Raw genomic sequence first — 19,130 nt, forward strand, 5'->3', positions numbered from 1 at the left:
AGAGATGTGTATAAGAGACAGGACTCGAACCGGAGCCCGTTGTCGTTGAGACGGCCGGACAGGGTGATCCGGCCGGATCGCGAGGTGATCGTCGCGGTGCGGTTCGACTGCGTGCGCACGGCCGTGGTGAAGCTGATCCGGCCCGGCTTGTCCGCGGACAGCCGGGCCACGATCACGTTGTCCGGTGCGGTGGCGAAGTACTCGCGCGTGTAGTGCACACCGCCGGACGTGTAGCTCACCCCGGCGACGGCGTCGGCGATGTCGAGGTGCCGCCGGTAGCCGCTCACCGCGCCGGGGCCGGCTGCCTGGGTCAGCACGAGGTCGCCGAACGACTGGTAGGCGCCGTAACCGTTTCGAGGCTGGCCGAGCTGGCCCGCGACCCAGTCCGGTTCGGCCCTGCCGTCGACGTCGATTCGACGTTGAACCGTTTCGATGGCGCCAGGCCTCGGGGTCCGCCAGTTCCCGAAGTCGTACCCCGGCGATCCCGGTCCGCCGGTCCAGAGCGTCTTCTCGTTGAACTGCAGCAGCTCGCTCGCCACGCCGCCGAACACGCTCGCGCCGAGCGCGCCGTTGCCGATGGGCAGCGACTCAGACTCCCAGTTGGTCGCGGGTTTGCCGTACCAGAGGGTGTGACCGGCCTGGGGATCCGCTGCCGCCCGGCCGATCGCGGCGCCGCCCACCGCAGCCGCCGCGGTGCCGGTGACGAACAACCTGCGGGACATCTTCACGGGCTCGGACGTGCTCTCCACAGCTGGCTCCTCGTCGGCGCGCACGGGCGGTTGAACGATCAAGCAAGCCTCCAAGTTCGCGCCGGTCGTGGTCAAGGGGAGCGGCTTCAACGGAACTTGACAATCCGCGGACGTGTTGACGGTTCTGTCGACAGATTCCTTGGTCACGAGCCCGTTGACTTGACCGGCGCCAGGCGGGACCGGCAAGACCCGCCTGGCGCTGTGGGTGACCGAGCGTCGCAACTCCGCAGTGGACGGTCTCTGAGCTCGCGTTGGTGTGACGTTGGTACGCCGTTGGCGAGATCAAGTGGAATCCACGGTGCACTGGTGTCGCTGATGGAGGCTGCCTTGGATCCGTACGCGTGGATCAACGACTTCGAAGCCCGCACGACGGAGCTGCAGCGAAAGACCGCCGAGGCGCAGGAGAACCTCGCGGCCGTCGCGGGGGTCGCGTCGAGCAAGGACGGCGCGGTCACGGTCACCGTAGGGCCCAACGGCGGCCTGACGAACCTCCAGCTGGGACATCGGGCGGTCGAGCTGGGCGCACCCCGGCTCACCGCGCTGATCCTGGAGACCGCGCGGCAGGCCCAGAAGAACGCCACGGCGCAGGTGCTCGAGGCGTTCGCGCCGATCAGTGAGAACGCCCCGCTGACAACGTCGATGATCATGGACGCCATCGCGGCGAACGAAGACGAAGAGCTGGACGAGACGAACGCTCTCGACCAGATCGAAGAGGACGACGAGCCGGTCGCCGAGACGAAGCCGGCGCCCATGTCCGCCCCCGCACCCGCCCAGCCGCGTCCGGCGCGTGGCCGCCGCCCGGCGGACGAAGAGGACGACGAGAACCAGCCGTGGTGAAGGGAGCCCAGCGATGACCGACAACCCGCTGCTGGTCAACATGGACGACAAGAGCATGCTCAAGGGCACGCTCTTCATCGAGGCCTACGACAGCCTGATCGACTCGATCACCGGCGAGGCCCAGAGCGAGCTCGACCTCACGTTCAACGCGATCGGCGCGGTGGCCTCGACCGTCGCGTTCTTCGTCGACCCGTTCGGCTCCATACTGGGCGCGGCCTTCGGCTGGATGATGGAGCACCTCGGCCCCCTGAAGGAACTGCTCGACCAGTTGCTGGGTGATCCCGAGGACATCCAGGCCAACGTGGAGGCGACCAAGGCAAAGGCCGCCGAGTTGCGGGTGCTTGCCGAGGACCACCGCCAGGGCCTGGCGAATCCCGACGGCTGGACCGGTGCCGCGTCGGAGAAGTACCAGGCGAGCATGGACGTGATGGGCAAGGAGCTCGACGGCCTGGCCAAGGCGGTGGACGGCAAGGCCAGGCTCGTGGCGATGATGGGCACGCTGGTCGGCGTCGTGCGCGACATCGTCCGTGACGCGATCGCCCAGTTTCTCGGCAATGTGATCTCGAACGCGGCCGAAGGGCTGCTCGGCGCGCTCTTCACGGTTGGTGGGTCACTGGTCACCGCCGGCATCAAGATCGCGGCCCAGGCCGCTGATCTGGCCCTCCAGCTCACCAACAAGGTCAAGCGGGTCATCTCCGCGCTGGCCAAGCTGATGAGCAAGATCGGCGACCTCGACGGCGTCATGGCGAAGATCGGCAAGGGCTGGGACCGCTTCGACAACATCGCCGACGTCGCCGAGGTCAGCTACGCGGAGTACCAGGCCTACGACAGCGTCGACACCACGATCGACAAGGCCCTCAAGGACGACGCGGAGAAGGACAAGCTCGACGCGGCCTACGACAAGAGCAAGGAGGCGTCGGACAAGTACCAGACCGCGAAGGAGGCCGAGTCGAAGGAGGCTGACGACGTCTCGAAGGCCAACGCGGACCTGAAGAAGGAAAGTGACAACACGGCGGCGGCGGCGAGTGACGTGAAGAGCACGGTCGCCGACCTGAACCGCACGACCAGCGAGTTGAACCGCTCAGCCGACGAGTCGAACCGCGCTCTCGACGCGGTCAATCGCGCGGCCGCGTCCGGCGACCGGGCTGCTTACGACTCCGCGATGACGAAATACGACGCCGCCAAGGCCAAAACGGACGCCGCCCAGGCCGAGTACGACTCCGCCAAGAAGAATTACGACACCGCCAACGCGAAGTACGACACCGCCAGGGAGAAGGCCGTGGGCGCGGCGAAGGAGGTGGCTCGCGAGTCGCGGGAGTTGAGCGACAAGGCCAAGGCGAGCTACGACGCCCTCCAGGCCGGCAAGCCGGCGGACACGGCGGCGGCGAAGGCGTACGACGAGTACCTGAAGTACACCGGCGGCACCCCCGACCCCGACGTCACCGCCAAGAACGACGCCGCCAAGGTCGCCAACGAGGCCTACGAGAAGGCGAACGTCGACTTCATGGACAAGAACGCGACAGCGGCCGAGGCCAGCGCCAAGGCGTTCGCGTCCGGCTCGGAGGCCGACATCAAGGCCGCCGAGCAGGCGTCGCAGGAGGCTCAGGCGGCGGGCAAGTCGCTGGAGTCGGCGGCCGCCGAGGCCAAGTCCGCGGGAGAAGCGGCCCTGCAGGCTTCCCAGCAGGCAGGTGGCGGCGGTGGTGGCGGGGCTCCCGCGGCCACGCCGGCCGACCCGCTGGAGCACGCCCGCAAGGTGAACGCGTCCACCGGCTACACGGACGCACTCAAGGGCAACAGCTTCTTCGGTGCCTTCGGCGAGTCCGAAGCCACCGGAAGCGGCTCCGGCGCCCCGGACACGTCCAGTCCCCCCGTGAAGAACTAGTCGTCTCCTGGAGAACCGGTAATGGCCAAGGGGAGCGTCAACCCCAACCCGTCCGTTCCCACGAACCCGGCGCCGTCCCAGCCTGCCCCGCCCCCGCCCCCCACGGGAACGGGGTCGGGCCCGAGCGGCAACGCCGGCTTCTCCATGAACGACTCCTCGATGTCGCGTCTCCAAGGCAACGCCGGAGACCTGCAGTCACGCCTGTCGTCGATCTCGAGCGGCTTGCGCGGCCTCAACCTGGGCTCGTACTCAATGGGCCCGATCGGCCTCTTCGCCGTCCCCTCCCTGAACGCGGCGAACGACCAGGCCATCGCCCAGGCCGACGCCGGCGCCAAAGCGTTCGGCAACGTCCAGTCCGGCCTCAAAGCCACCGCCACCACCTCCACCAACGTCGACTCCCACAACGCTTCCTCGCTGAAAGCCATCGACCCCACGACCAACGTCAAACCCCCGCCGGGCGGTCCTGGCGCGGGCCCGGTGAAGGCGGCCGGTCCGGGCGGGCCGAAGGTTTCGGCGCCGGGCACGATCGCGGGTGGTACTGGTGCGGGTCCGGCGAAGCCTGCCGCGTTCGGCGGGCCGAAGGTTGCGAAGCCGGAGACGGTCGCGGGTGGCACTGGTGCGGGTCCGGTGAAGGTTGCGGCGCCGGGCGGACCCACGGTTTCGAAGCCGGGCACGGTCGCGGGTGGCACTGGTGCGGGTCCGGCGAAGGTTGCCGCGCCAGGCGGACCCACGGTCTCGAAGCCGGGCACGATCGCCGGCGGTACCGGTGCGGCTGCGGCGAAGGCTGCGGTGCCAGGCGGACCCACGGTTGCGAAGCCGGGCACGGTCGCCGGCGGCACAGGCGCGGGTCCGGCGAAGGCGGCTGGCGCGGGTGGTCCTGCCGTGTCGCAGGCGCCGACGGTCAAGGACGGAGCTGGTGCTGGACCGTCTGGGAAGGTCGCCGCTTCTGGTGGTCCGGGGGTGTCGCAGGCACCGACGGTCAAGGGTGGTGCCGGTGCTGTGCCTGGGAAGGGTGCCGGTCCGGTTGGTCCTGCGGTGTCGCAGGTGCCGACGGTCGTGGGTGGGGCGGCTGCGGCTGGGAAGGCTGCTACCGCTGGTGGCCCTGCGGTGTCGCAGGCGCCGACGGTCACCGGTGGAGCGGGAGCGAGTTCTGGCAAGAGTGCTGCCGCTGGTGGGCCTTCGGTCTCGCAGGCGGCGCCCGTTGGTGGCACCGCGGCAGGGCCTGGGAAGGCTGCCGGGCCAACAGGTCCTGTCGGTCCGCAGGCGCCGACGGTCGCCGGTGGACCTGGTGCGGGCAAGGGTGCCGCCGCGGGTGGCCCGGTGGCGGCGTCGGCCGGCCCAGTTGGCGCCTCGGGCGGCAGCGGGGCCCGCGCGGGCGGCCCGTCGGGCTCGAGTGCACCGCCGGTCTCGGCTGGACCAGGCGCGTCTGGCGGGCGGAGCGCCACTCCAGGCGGGTCCGCCGGGCCGCAGGTAACGGGCGGGCCTGGCCCGTCGGCCGCGGCAACTGGTGGCCCGGCGAGGTCGAACGCTCCAACGGTCGCGGACGGCACTGGCAAAGGCCCGGTGCCGGGTGGACCGGCCGCGACGCCCGGGGTGGCGAGTGCGCCGGGCGGCCGGCCTGATGTTTCCGGTACCGGTCGGGGTACCGGCCCTGCGGCGCCGGTCGCGGGTGGTCCGGCGGCGACTGATGCGAAGTCTGGTGCGGTGCCTGGCGGCAAGGGCCCCGGGCCTGCGAACGTTGCCGGGCCAGTTGCTGGGCCTGCCACGCCCGCGGTCGCAGGTGGGCCGGGCGGACAGGGCACGCGGTTCACTGCCCCGGACGGTGGCAAGGGGGCAGGCGTTGCGCCGCCCGTTGCCGGTGGGCCTGCCGGCCTCGACGCCAGGACGGGTTCTCCGGTTGGTGGCAAGGGCGCCGGCCCAGTGCCGGGCGGCCTGGCCGGACCCGATGCCAGGACGGGTGCTCCTACCGGTGAGAGGGGCGCGGGTCCTGTTGCCGGGGTTTCCGGTGGCAGGCCCACGCAGCCCGGCGGGCTCGCGGTGGGAGCGACCCCGGCGGTTCCCGACGGTCCGGCCGGGACGCCGAGTGGCAGGGCAGCGGCCGGTGGCGGGCCGGCGGTGGCGGGTGGTCCGGTGGCTCCCGGGATCAAGGCCGATCCGACGGCTGGGTCGGCGCATCCTGGTGGCACGACGGGCGCACCTGCCGGTCGGCCCGCTGGTTCCGGCGGTCTTGGTGGCGCGCCCGCGGTTCCTGGCAGCAGGCCCGAGGTGCACGGTGGGCCGCAAGCTACGCCGTCCTCGTCAAGTACGCCCAAGGCACCTTTGGTCACGTCGTCGGGCACTGCGGTCACGTCGCCGGGCATTGCGGCACAGCCAACGCCCGGTGCCACTCCGCGGCCGGGTGGGGCTCCGCTGGGTGCCGGGCCCAAGGCGGGCATCGCGCCGACGCCCGGCGTCACCGCGCAACCGGGCACGCCCGCGGCGGCGCCCGCGTCTGGGCCAGGTGCCGCTCCGGGCGCCACCCCGCAGCCGTCGTCGAGGGCGGCCGCCGCGACGCCTGGTGTCGCCGCGCAGCCGGGCGCGATACCGGCGACGGGTACGGCGGCGAAGCCGGGAACCACAACTCCGGGTGATGCGGCGCAGCCGCGCGTCACCCCGGCGCCGGGGACGGCGCCGCAACCGGCCTCCGCGCCGCAGACAGCGCAGCACTCGACGTCGCTGACGCCCGGGACCACGCCGCAACCGGCCGCCGGGCCGCAGCCGTCGTCGCGGACGCCCGGCACCACGCCTCCAGCTACCGCACCGCAACCGTCGCCGAAGCAGGCCCCCTCGGCGCCGGCCGCCACGCCGCGACCGAGCACGGCACCAGCACCGGTTGCAGGCGCCGTGCCACCCTCGCCGGTCAAACCGGCCGTCCCAACGCCGGCCACGCCACAATCCATCCCGTCACAACCCGCCGCAGGACTGTGGTCAGCCCCGGCCCCAGGCCCCAATGCGCTGTCGAAGACGAACCCGGCCCGGCCCAAGAACGGCGAAAGCCAGGTCGACGAGACGACTGACCACGCGCCGGACGTGGTGCTCACGCCGCCGGCACCGCCCACCCCGGTGGAGCGCATGCTGGCCGTGCACGGTCTGGAGACCGTGCAGGTGCCCGGCACCGACGAGAACACCAGCCTCGCCAACGCCATCACCGCGACACTGCACCCCCACCAGACGGACATGCTGGTGACTCAGGCCCAGGGCACGCCGGACACCATCGCCAAGGCCGCCGACGCGCGGGTGCACGTGCTGGGCCAGGACGGGAAGTTCACCTCGTTCGGGCCGGTGACCGGGCGGCCGGTCCACGTGGTCGCGAACGACGGCCCCGACGGCAGAACGCGGTACGAGGCCACCAGGGAGACCATCCACATCGGACGGTCCGGCGTGACGTATCCCGGGCCCACCAAGCGCGACGTCGGCGGCGTGTGGCACACGCTGCACCGCGGCGAGGTCGAGATCGAGACGATCGCTGGCCGTCACCACGTGCGCCTCTACACCGCGGTGGTGAGCCCGGCGGACCTCAGCGGCGTGAAGCCGCCGTTCAAGGACATCCAGCAGAATCCCCAGACCGGCGAGTTGAAGATCGCCACCGGCAACAACCCCGTGCTGTGGGCGGGGGCCGGTCGCCCGCAGCGGGCGTTGCAGTGGCTCGCCAAGTACGTGGAGAGCGACGGCGGCAAGCCCTCCAACCCGAAGGACCCTTCGTCGGCGCCGATGCGGCCGGTGCTGCGGTCGTACCTGGTGCCGCTGGACGTCTACAACAAGATCACGAGTGGTGCGACGGTCGAGGCCGCGCCGTCCGACGCGCCCACCATGAACGTCGACATGCGTGGGGAGCCGAACCAGTTCGGCATCGGCGGTGAGCATCTCGACGAGCTGATCGCGCACGCGGAGCCCGGCTCGCTGATCACCTATCCGGCTGACTCCACCGTGCCGTTCGACTTCCCGGACCAGGCGGGGCGGATTCTGCCCACTGCCGAGCTCTACCAGCGGCTGGGTCTGGACCCGGACTTCCGCAGCGACGCCGTGGGCAAGGCGTACGACCCGTGGTTCAAGTGGACGAAGAATCCCGACGGGTCGTGGGACGCGAAGTTCCGCAACGACGCGCATGCGTTGCACGACATCGCGACCCGGCTGCGAGAGCACCACCTGACGTGGAGTCAGTCCAAACAGGACCCGGCGAACCGCGTGCCCGACGCCCTCATCGAACCCGACGCAGACACCCTTCCCAAGGCACGGCAGGACGCGTCGCCGCCGAAGGACATGAGCTTCGAGGCGCGGACCGAGCGGCTCAACCAGTTCCTCAACGAGGTGGGCCCGGCGGCCACCAACGTCAGCAAGGTCACCACCAACGTGTTGTCCACCGGTGGTCCGGCACTGCGCGACCACCTCGCCGGCACGGACGCGCCGGCCGTGAACCAGGAAGCCTTCGAGCAGGTCCTGCGCGAGAAGGTGGTGCCTCAGGCGGCGGTGCAGGCGGCGAAGAGCATTGACGGTGCCGTCAAGGCAGTGAGGTCGACGAACGTGACCTCCAGGACGGACATCCACTCCCTGATGAAGGACGGCCACCAGCCGAGGAACAAGAAGCCCAAGTTGTTCGAGCCGGAGGTCATCGAGCCGACCGTGGCGGTGTTCGAGGCCAAGGTCGCGGAACACCCGGACCTCGCGCTGCTCGACGAGGACAGTCGCAGGGAAGTGGCACGGGCCCTGGGCGACCGGATGCGCGGCGAGCTGCGCGAGCAGTTCAACGATCTCACCGCGATGCTCGGTGAGCTCAATCGCCGGCAGGTGCCGGAGAAGATCGACGGCCCGATGCTCGGGGCGCTGAAGGACGAGTTCGGTCCGCTCGCCGAGGTCGCGGCGGCCACCGGCGGCGGCAAGAAGTCGACCTGGTTCGGCGGCAACCGGATGACGAAGTTCGGCGAACTCATCGGCGCGCGCATCGCCGCCGAACAGCTTCCCCCGACCCAGCCACGCATCGACACGAACCGGGTCGCCGAGGTGGCCGAGAACAAGGTGCTCGGCACTGTGGTCACCGGAGCACTGAACTCGTTCACCGGAAAGGACCTCGCCGCCACCCAGCCCGCCGAGCTGCGGAAGGTGGTGCGCGACGAGGTGCTGCCCGAGCTGGAGGTCGCGATCAGCGCGGCGCTGAAGAACGATCCGGCGCTCGCGCTCGTCGACCAGGACTTCCGCGACGAGGTGGCCGATGCCGTCGCGCACGACGCGAGGACGCGGGCACAGGACGAGCTCGCCGGGTTCGAGTTCGACCCGGTCGACCCGACCGCCGTCGACGCGCTGATGGCCAAAGTGCCCGGCATCGCCACACAGGCCGAGATCGGTGCGCTGATCTCGGCCGACGTCGACCGGATGGCCGTGGACTTCAACACCCGCACGTTCGGCGAGACCCCGTTCCCGAACTCGTTCCACGAGTGGAAGCAGAAGCGGCCGGACGAGCTCATCCGCCAACGGCAGTTCGGCGACCAGCTGGGCAGGACCATCGACCACACCCGCGACCCGGAGGCCGCGGTCCGGGAGCTGATCGGCCAGTTCCCGGAGCTGGATCGCAAGTTCGACGAGGTCGCCACCCAGGTTCAGGACAAGCCCTTCCGCGAGCCGGGTGCCAAGGGTGTCTACACGTTCTACGAGCACTCGCAGATGGTGCTCGGGCAGTTCCTCGACCTCACCGCGAACGAGAACCCCGGCACCCGGTTCCTGCCCGTGGACGCGCTGGCGAAGGCGATCCTGTTCCACGACATCGAGAAGGTCAACGCCAAGAACCAGTTCGGCGACGGCCAGGGGCAGCACGACCGCGAGCCGGAGCACAAGCTCGCCGTCGAGATGATGGACCGCTACCGAGGCCTCTGGAACAACGAGAAGGAGTTCCAGGCCGCCAGGGCGATCGTCGACTCCGACCCGTTCGGCTTCTACCTGCGCAACAAGATCACCGCCGACGAGACCTTCAAGTTCCTGAACGACCTCACCGCCAAGATCGACCCCAAAGCCGGGCCGGAGAGCGCGAAGAAGCTCTTCGAGGAGTTCCACCAGTACTACCAGGCGGATTTCTCCTCCTACACGACGCACAGCAGGTACGTCGACCGGAACGGCGAGGTCCACAATGGACCGAACTCGTTCACCAACAAGTTCGACAGCGGTCCGGACGGGATAACGAAGACGCCGGACGGCAGGCACTTCGAGTACACGAAGGACGCCAAGGCCGGCGACGCCGCCGCGAAGATGGCGACGCTGTCGGACATGTTCCGCGACGCGGACACCATCCGCGAGCACCAGGCCCGCCTCGGGACCACCAGCCCCGCCGCGTCCGCCCCGCGGACCGCGCCGGTGGAGCTGTCGTTCGACTTCGCACCGGGCACGAGCGGCCTGACCGTGGAACAGGCGGCCCAGACGCGCAGGCTGGCCGAGAGCCTCGTGGACACGGCGAACAAACGGGCGGAGCTGGGATACCTGCCGCCCAGGGTCGAGGTGTCCGGCCCGCACGCGTGGACGGTCAACCAGGTCCTCACCGCGCGGCTGGGCGGGCTGGTCGACGTCCAGGTCGTGGCCGGCAGGTCGAGTGGCGCCGATGTCCGGGTGGACTGGGAGCTCAAGCGGCCCGACGGACAGGTTCCGCCGCCGCGGCAGCCGGCCCAGCAGGCCGTCGAGGACGGTGCGAAGAAGGTCATCGACGACGAGTCGTGGCGGCACAGTTCCGCGGCTACAGCGGACTGGTTCGCGCCCAACGCCCCCGTGTCGCCGGACAGCTGGCAGGGCCGCCGCGAGGGTGCGCACGTGCGCACCGTGGACACGGAAGTCGCCGGCGTCACCACCTACAGCACACCGTCGAACGTCGCTGCCTACCGCACGCTGGTCAACTACGACCTGCGCCGGATCGAGACAAGTCCTGGCAGTTTCGTGCAGGAGTACACGGTCAAGGTTCATCTGCGGCCGGCGGCCGGAGTTGATCCCGCTGTGCTGGAGCAGGTGCGCGCGAAAACCCGCGACGGCGTGGACTCCTTGCTGAACCAGGGATATCGGCTGCCGAGCGGTGACCAGTTCCACCTCAACGTCGAGTTCACCGACAACGCGGCGGACGCGCACACGACAGTGGAGGTGAAGGACGTCCACTCGAACCAGCTGGAGTGGAACCCCACCGCCACGCCGGGTGTGTACGCGCACGAGATGCTGCACTACCTGGGCGCCCCGGACGAGTACGTCGACGCGACGCGGGTGTTCCTGGAGCGTGAGTCGCGGTCGAGCGTGCACACCGACGACGGCGGCATGATGGGCGTGGACCTCTACCTGCCCGACGCCGCCCTGCTGCCCCGCCATCTGTGGCTGATCGAGCGGACCGCGAACAGCCAGGTGATGGTTCCCGACCTGCACCACGTCCGCCCCGGCACCCCGCTCCGCGCCGGACGCCGCCGCGACGCCGTCGAGCCCCGCGCCACCCGCCCCGCCCGCCCCGTCCACCTCGTCCGCCCTGCCGGTGATCCCCGAGCGATCGGACTCCCTGTCGTCCGAGGACTTCCTGTCCGCGGATGACGCCTCGGTGAGCGACGGATCGGTCAGCGACGAGGACTTCGCGTCTGTGGCCGATGGGCTCCCGTCGTTCTTCCAGGACGGCGCGGCGCTGGGCACGATCGCCGCGGTCGAGGTGAACGGCGGTCAGGAGATCACGCAGGCGGTCACCGGTCTGCTTCCACAGCGCGCGGGCGTCACCGCACGCGGCGTCGACCAGATCGCGCCCGCTCTGACGGAGAACTTCGAGTCGTTCCTGGGCAACGGCCGCAACTTCCAGATCAAGGTCGGCAAGGACTGGTTCGAGGCGAACGTCAAGGCCGCGCTGGGCACGCGGACGGAAAGCGGTCTCGCCCGGCAGACGAAGATCGACTTCACCGCGCAGAGCGGTAACAGCACCTCGCAGACCGGAACCATCGGCACGGCGGGTGATGTGGGTGGTGCCATCACCGCGGGCATGGCGGTCGGTGCGACGGGGACGATCGCCGGCAAGGCCGCGCTGGCCCGGCCGGTCACCAGCACGACGACCGGCACGTCCACGACCGATCAGCGGGCCATCCGCTCCACCGACGAGGCGTTCGGTGCGAAGGTGCCGGTCACGTTCCAGGTCACGCTGACCGATGCGCGCGGCAACCAGGTCGGCACACCGGTTTCGGTGGAGCAGGAGGTGGGACTGCAGATCCCCGGTGACCTGACCGCGATCACCCCGGCGGATCCGAGCCTGACCGAGACGCCGTGGACCACGACGCCGGAACACGCGGCGCCGGAGGCGGTCACCGATCTCGACGCGGCGAAGGCGTTCGAGGACGTCGCGCGGCAGTTGCATCCGAGCGTGACGAAGCTGGGTGCGCCGGGGCGGACCGCGTTGCAGGAGTTCCTTTCGCCGTCGACGATCCGGGACAACCTGGGTGCGGCGTTGCACGGCTGGGTGGTGTCGCCGGATCTGAGCAGTCCGCACGGCAGTCGTGGCGGTGTCGTTCGGATGCGGGCCGTGCCGGTGAGCGTGGAACTGGTCGGCACCACGGCGTCGGCCAACCTGCGGGTGCACGAGTCCGCGGGGATCAGCACCGGACTGAGCGCGGCGACGAAGAGCGGGTTCGATGCCGGCGTCACGGTTGGCGGAGGCGCCACCGTGAAGGACAAGGTCGGCGGCACGGCCACCGTCAGCGTCGGTTATTCGGCACGCACGACGGAGTCGTCGAGCGCGGGCACCAGCGCGACGGTGAAGACGGGCATCCAGGTCAAGGGTGAGCTGGGGTTGTACCGGACGAAGATGCGGCTGGAGTTCCAGACGCCGCACGGCACGACGATTCCGGTCACGGCGACGGGATACCTGCGGGCCGGCCTGCCCGAGGCGAGTGCGGCGAACCTGCCGGTGCCGCCGGACGCGCCGACGACCGTCGCCGTCCCGACCCCGGAGCCGAAGTTCCCGCCGCCGTACCTCGCGAGCGCGGCCGCGGCCGGTGCGGTGAAGGTCGGGTCGTTCGAACCCGCGGCCGAGGTGCAGAGCCAGGTCGAAGGCGCGCTGCGGGGCATCCCGGGCTTCGGGAAGTTCCTGCCGTCGTTCGCTGATGCGGCGAGTGATCCGCGCAGGGCGGGCAAGAACATGCAGAACCTGGCCGACCAGTTGGAGAACCTGCGCAAGCTGACGACCGAGCTGTCGCCGACGGCGCTGCAGTCGCAAATGGACAGTCTGCTCGGCGCCGGTGTGCAGGTTCAGCTGAAGCGACAGGGTTTGGCCACCAACGACTTCGTCAACGTCACGGTGAAGGCGCGGATGACCAACCCGGTCCACCTGGGTCAGGCGGACGCGCGCAACGTGCGTGGTTCGGCGTCCACCGGACCGAAGCTGGACAGCGCGACGACCACCCAGAAGGGCTGGAGCGCGGGCGTCGAGGGCAAGGTCGTGATCCCGGCGAGCAACAAGATGACGACCGCGACACCGACGCCCTCGGTGGGCGCGAAGTTCACCAGCACGACCGCGACGAAGACCTCGGCGGGACCGACCGTCGGCAGCACCCGGTCGACCGGCGGCAGTCCGAACGCGCAGTTGTTCCAGCACGACGTGACGTTCGACGTCGAGATCACGAAGTTCAGCCGCAACCGGGCGTGGGTCAAGCGGCTCACACCGGGATCGCCCTGGTTGCAGGTGCCGGAACCGAAGACGATCGCCAAAACGGGCGTCAACCTGCAGGAGATCAGCGGCAAGGCGAACCTGTGGGTGTCGGACGGCTCGACGATGTCGTCGGACCCCGCGGCGTTCGCACCGGGCGCGGCGGCCGCACCGGTGGTGCTGGCGAACCCGCCGACGATCCAGCAGTTGCTCACCGCGCCGAAGCCGCCGACGTGGCCGTTCATGCACGTGGAGGCGGTGGCGAACACCGAAGCTGTGCGCGACGCGGCGATTGCCGCGTTGAACGCGAGCGGCGACACGGCTCTCACTGTGCCCGGAACCGAGGCGCGCAACCGGATCGACAAGCTGTTCAGCCCGGAGAGCATCAAGGCGAACCTGCCGACCCTGGTGGGCAAGGGCATGACCGAGGGCGGTATGAAGTACGGCCGTCGCGTCGCCGACCGGGTGGGTGCGGTCGGCATGGCGGTCGGGCTGAGCAACCCGAAGCTCGTGTCCATTTCGGACGATGTCGGTGTGGAGGCCGCGCACGCGGGCGGGTTCAAGGCGGGGGAGAGCACGACGGACTCCCGCTCGGTCGACGTGACGGCCGGGTTGAACACCCCGATGCGCCCGACCAAGGGCGCCGTCGGGTCGACCGCTCTGGGTGGTACCGCGAAGTGGACGCCGTGGTCGAAGTCGAAGACCACGGGGACCGAGGCCACCGGCAGCGTCGATCGCAACAAGGCCATGCCCGCGACCGGGCGGACTGTGCTGGTGCAGCTGGACGCGCAGGTCACCGTGGTTGGCGAGAGCCGTGCGGGCAACACCGTTCGCAAGGGTTCGTCCAGTGTCGCCGGTTCTGTTGTCTCGTTGCCTGGTGGTGTGTTCGTCCGGGTCAGCGAGGATGTCGCGCGGGACATGGGTGTGCTGCCTTCGGTCGAGACCACGGCGGCACCGGTGGAGCAGGGCACGATGGCGCCGCCGTCGACGTTGCGTGAGGGTGAGCCCGGTGCGCTGGGGCTCGGCCTGGTGGAACAGGTACCGGACCTGTCGGACCTCGTCCCGCAGCTGCGGGAGAATCTCGGCAAGCTCGGCAGGAACCTGTTGCCGAAGTCGGTGCTGGACGACTCGATGAACAACCTGCGGCGGTTGACCGATCTCACCTCGGACGCGAGCGTGAAGGCGTTGGTGGACAGTGCGTTGGACGGCGGCGTGCCGTTGCTGGTGCACAACCCTGGTGTGTTCAGTAAAGACACGTATCAGGTCACGTTGAAGGCAACGCCCGGCACACCGGTGTTCGAGGGCGCGGTCAACGACGGCGTCGAGATCGAGCACACCGCGACCGGTGCCCTCGCGGTGTCCAGGACGACGGGAAGCGCCACCGGGTGGGGCGTCGGCCTCAAGGTGCCCGGATCAGCGCTGCCCAAGACCGGTGACGCGAACCTGTCCGCGAACGTCGGCGGGTCGGCGGCCGTGAACGCCGGCCAGACGCACTCGCGCTCCAGGACCGAGTCGACGACGAAGCAGCAGGGCCAGTTGCGGGTGGGTTCCGGACCCGCGGTCCGCTACACGGTGCCGGTGACGTTCGAACTCGTGGCGGAGAAGGGCACCAAGGAGCTCGGCCGGGCGACGAGCGGACAGCTCGACATGTCCGTCCGCGTGCACGCCGACAACCAGAAGACGACGGCGGATCCGGCTCCGTTCGCTTCGCGCGCAACGACTCGGCCCGCCGAGGACGGCGATCCGGCGAGCGCGCAAGCGTGGCAGGAGCCGTCCGCGAAGCTGCCGCAGTTCGCCTCGGTGGAGAACCTGCGTGGTGCCCAGGTCCTCCAGGACGCGGCTGTTCGGGCCTTGCGGGGTGCCGGCGCGCAGAGCGGTATCACCGGCAAGGGCACAGGTGCGATGAACGCGTTGCGGTCGGCTCTGGCGCTGGAGTCGTTGCAGACCAACCTCTCCGGGATGCTGGACGGTGCGTTCGAGGTGCCGGGCCTGCACGAGGCGTCGCTCACGACGAGCCAGCACGCACGGGTCAAGGTGTACGCGAAGCTGGTGAACCCGCGGCTGGAGGCGCTGAGCGACGGAGTCGGAGTGTTCCTCCCGAGCTCCACGGTGAGCACGGCGTCGAGCGAGGCCAAGCACAGCGAGACCGGCGACGTGTCGGTGGCGCTGGCGCCTGGCGGTGTGGCGTCGAAGAAGCCGGACGTCGCGGCCTCCGCCAGTGGTGCGGAGATCCGGCACGCGGCGGAGGACAGCGCCGCGCTCTCCGGTGGCACCACGCACAACCCGGCGTCGATGCTCAAGGTCGAGGGCCGCACCAGCCTGGTCGGCTACGACGTCGAGTACCGCGTCGTCGCCGACCTCGGCCGTGGCCGCGTCGGCGTGGTGGACGTGAGCGTTCCGGGTTCCGCGCAGGTCCGCATGTTCGCGGTCGACGCCCCTGCTGCCCTGGGCAGGCCACTGTCCGAGGATCTCGGCACGGCACAGACCAGCGTGCACGACGCCGCCAAGGCATGGCGCGGGGCGGAAGTCGCCGCCGATCAGGCCCGGCACGCCGCCCAGAAGGTCATCAACGAGGTCGCGCCGCGGCTGGCCGCCGTCACGACAGGCCTGGGTGAGGTGGAGGCCGCCGGCCGTGCCGTGACCGGCGCGACCACCGATCTCGAGACGGCGCAACGCCTTCGGATCGAAGAAGAGCAGGCGGTGGCGCGGGCCCAGTCCGCTGTGGACAAGGCCGCCGAGGCGGTCTACGAGGCCGAGCTGACCGCCGCGATGGCCGAGCAGGCGGCGCTGGCCGCGCGGCTCGAGGTGGACGAGGCGACGGCGCGCGAGCAGGCCGCCCGTGAGGGTTCCGGCGAGGCTCGCGACGCCGCGGCGGCCCGCGACCAGGCCGTGCGGGAGCACCAGGACCTGCTGGCAGCGGCATCGCGGAGCGCCGAACTCGCCGCCAGGGCCAGGGACCTCCACTCCGAGCTGGCGATCGACCTCGGCTCCGCGCAGGCTCGTGAGGCAGCCTCCGAGGGCGCGGTGCGGGCCGCGGAGGAGGACCTGCGGCAGGCCCAGACCCTCCTGGACACCGCGCGGGCCGGGCACGAGTCGGCGGTGCGGGCCGAGCAGGACCTGCGCGCCGACGTCACGCGGGCCGAAACCGAGGTCGGACGGACTCGGGCGGAGGCGGCGCGGGCACAGCAGGCGTGGTGGCAGGCGAAGACGATGGTCGACCAGGAGGTGGGCCGCTTCAACGTCGCGGCCGAGCCGCCCACGTCACCTGAGCCCGAGTCGCCCACGTCACCTGAGCCCGAGTCGCCTGCTTCGTCCGGGCCCGAGTCGCCGGCATCTGCGCCGGTGTCCCCAGCGCCCGAACTGTCGCTGGACTTCCCGCCGGGGAGCACGTCGCTGACGTTCCAGCAGCTGGTCGACCTCGAGGCGATGACCGAACGACTCGCCCAGGTCCAGGCGACCCGAGCCGCGTCGGGTCTCCCGGCGCCGGTCGTCGAGATCACCGGCGACCGTGCCGCGCACGTCGCGGAACTGCTGTCGCGTGAGGTCACCGTGGAGATCGAGGTGGCACCGGGCCGCGCCGACGCCGCGGACGTCCACGTGCGCCTGGACACCGCCGCCCCGGTTGCCCCGGATCTGGACGAGCAGCTCTCCGGCCTGGCCACGACGGCGATGGAGAACGCTTCGCCGTTGATGAAGTCGGTGGAGGCTGTGCTGACGTCGAGCCCGCAGAAGTACCTTCACCACGAGGCCGGCCTGAACCTGCTGCGGGCGTCGGTGGTGCTGGACACCAGGACCGATGAGATCGCGGGCCTGATCAGCCGGCACGGTGTGGATCACGTGGCTGACGCGTTCATCCGGCAGTTCGAGCGCCCGATCATCGAGAGCGCTCAACGCGAGGCGTTCACCGATACCGATGCGGGTCGGGCGGCGTTCCGTGCCTGGGCGCATCAGTTGTGGGACACGGTCAACAACACGCCGCGGTTGGCGCAGGACCCGGAGTTGCTCGCGGGCGAGATCTTCAACCACGACAAGGGTTACAACCGGGCGACGAACTTCGCGCAGCAGTCGGCGCTCGCGTCGATCATGGGTCCGCCGCCGCTGGCTGAAGCGGTCGGTAGCCGTCCGCGGCCGGAGGAGGACACGTCGGCGAGGGCGATGTGGTTGTTCCAGGTGCTCGCGGAGGCACAGGTCATTCCGTCGGATGCCAGTGTCGGCCCGGAACAGTTCACCGCTGCCGTGAACGACAACCGTGCCGAGCTTGAAGCGGGTATCGGTGTGCAGCTCGACGATCGGCTTGTTGCCGAGTTGCGCGAGGAGTTGCAGTCCTACGGCATGGTCGACGACGACGCGAGCGACGTGGACGAGCCGGGCACGAGCGCACCGGCTATCAGCGTCGACGACCAGCTCACGGTGTTGACGACCGGCGCGATGGAGAACGCCTCGCCGCTGATGAAGTCGGTGGAGAGCACTCTGCGGTCGAACCCGCGGAAGTACCTCCACCACGAGGCGGGACTGCACCTGCTGCAGGCGTCGGTGGTTCTGCACACCAGGACTCCCGATGTCGTCGACCTCGTCGACCAGCACGGCCTCGACGCTGTGGCGAGGGCTTTCAACGAGCAGTTCGAGCGGCCTGTCATCGAGACCGAGCAGCTGCGGGCGTTCGGCGGCGGTGACCGTGCGGCGTTCGGCAACTGGGCGCATCAGTTGTGGGACACGATCGGCAACACGCCCCGGCTGCAGGATCCCGAGGAGCTCGCGGGCGAGATCTTCAACCACGACAAGGGGTACAACCGCGCGACGAACTTCGCGCAGCAGGTCGCGCTCGCCGATGTCATGGGGCCGCCGTCGCTCAGTGACGCCATCAGCCAGCGTCCGGTGCAGGGCGACGACCCCGCCGCGTGGGTGTACCAGGTGTTCTCCGACGCGGGGCTCATCGCCGCCGACGGCACGGACACCGCGACCAGGTTCACCGAGCTGGTCGAGCAGCACCGTGCCGAGCTCGAACCAGGCCTCGGCAGGCTCGACGACGAGCGCATCGCCGACCTGCGGCAGGAGCTCGTCGACATGGTGATGCTCGACGACGACATCCCCGAGCAAGCCGATCCCGTCGATGACGTCCCGGCGCAGCCCGATCCCGTGGTCGACACCTCGGCGCAGGCTGATCCCGTGGTCGACACCCCGCCGCAAGCCGACCCCGTCGGCGACACGTTGCGGCACGTGGCCAACGACGTGCTGGCGCGTCCTGCCCCGCCGCCCACGACGCCGAACGGTCTGTACGCCGCCGTCGCGCACGTCACGCACGGCGACGCGGCGACGTTGCGCAAGCACGTGGTGAACAGGGCCGCCAACGATCCGAACATGGCCAGGGCGGCGGCCGACTTCACCGCTGACAGGCCGATGCGGCCAGGACATCTCAACGGCGCGCTGGTGGAGAACCTCAACTGGAGCCTGCGGCCCGACCAGGACGAGAATCAGAGCGCGGGCAACGCGCGTGACCTGCTCGGGCACCTGATCGCGAGCCACCTGGGCGTGAACGTGGTGATCCACCAGGGCGGTCCGCCGATCGTGCTCGCGCCGCTGGGCGGCCACAGCCAGAGGTCCGTGGAGGTCGAACTGGTCATGGTCAACGGGCAGGCCACGTACCGGCCGCGCCAGAGGTAGCCCGCCACAGCCAGCTTGCAGGCGCAGCGGAGAGCTGCGGCTGGACGTCAGCATCCTGCCCGACCTCTGATCAACGCGGAACCAACCGCCACGCCGCGGAACAGAATGCCGTGATGGCGCACAAGCATCAGCCGACCGGCCTAGCGCGCGAACGCTGACGCCTACACAGAGTTGCCTCCGTCGGCGCTTATCCAACCTGTGGTTGACGGTACAAACATCCTGGTCGATGCATCGATAACACTTCTGCCGACCGTTGAAAGAACCGCTTCAAAAACCTATGAAGATCACGTACTGTGCCCGGTCGGAGCGCAGTACGAGGAACAGGTTCATGCGA

General features: G+C 70.1%; 5 protein-coding genes. 4 read left to right on the plus strand and 1 reads right to left on the minus strand.

Translation table 11 applies throughout. The features are described 5' to 3' along the window. Nucleotides 1-791 (minus strand): glycoside hydrolase N-terminal domain-containing protein (locus UK23_RS17445; protein WP_231114540.1); only part of this gene is annotated, 791 nt, incomplete at its 3' end. A 273-nt stretch (nt 792-1,064) separates the two neighbouring features. Between UK23_RS17445 and UK23_RS17450 the strand changes: the two genes are divergently transcribed. The 4 genes from UK23_RS17450 to UK23_RS17470 all read left to right on the plus strand — a co-directional run bounded on the left by UK23_RS17450 (nt 1,065) and on the right by UK23_RS17470 (nt 18,796). Continuing rightward, the gene (locus UK23_RS17450; protein ID WP_045312615.1) at nt 1,065-1,586 is read left to right on the plus strand and encodes a YbaB/EbfC family nucleoid-associated protein; all 522 of its coding nucleotides are present in this window, start codon (nt 1,065-1,067) and stop codon (nt 1,584-1,586) included. A 13-nt stretch (nt 1,587-1,599) separates the two neighbouring features. Beyond that, nucleotides 1,600-3,468, plus strand: a complete 1,869-nt coding sequence (locus UK23_RS17455) for a WXG100 family type VII secretion target (RefSeq protein WP_052684755.1) — start codon at nt 1,600-1,602, stop codon at nt 3,466-3,468. Nucleotides 3,469-3,627: 159 nt separating this feature from the next. Next, entirely contained in the window at nt 3,628-11,046 is a 7,419-nt protein-coding gene (locus UK23_RS51675) for a hypothetical protein (protein ID WP_156213183.1), read from the plus strand. Continuing rightward, a complete protein-coding gene (locus UK23_RS17470) occupies nt 10,991-18,796 on the plus strand; it encodes a hypothetical protein (RefSeq protein ID WP_045312611.1) in 7,806 nt (2,601 codons plus the stop codon). The genes UK23_RS51675 and UK23_RS17470 overlap by 56 nt, the downstream gene beginning before the upstream one ends. Nucleotides 18,797-19,130 lie beyond the last annotated feature (334 nt).

Source organism: Lentzea aerocolonigenes, from assembly GCF_000955955.1.
Taxonomy (GTDB): domain Bacteria; phylum Actinomycetota; class Actinomycetes; order Mycobacteriales; family Pseudonocardiaceae; genus Lentzea; species Lentzea aerocolonigenes_A.

Coding starts and splice junctions, on each gene's coding strand:
- UK23_RS17450 (WP_045312615.1), top strand. CDS start 1,065: ATGGAGGCTGCCTTGGATCCGTACGCGTGGATCAACGACTTCGAAGCC.
- UK23_RS17455 (WP_052684755.1), top strand. CDS start 1,600: ATGACCGACAACCCGCTGCTGGTCAACATGGACGACAAGAGCATGCTC.
- UK23_RS51675 (WP_156213183.1), top strand. CDS start 3,628: ATGTCGCGTCTCCAAGGCAACGCCGGAGACCTGCAGTCACGCCTGTCG.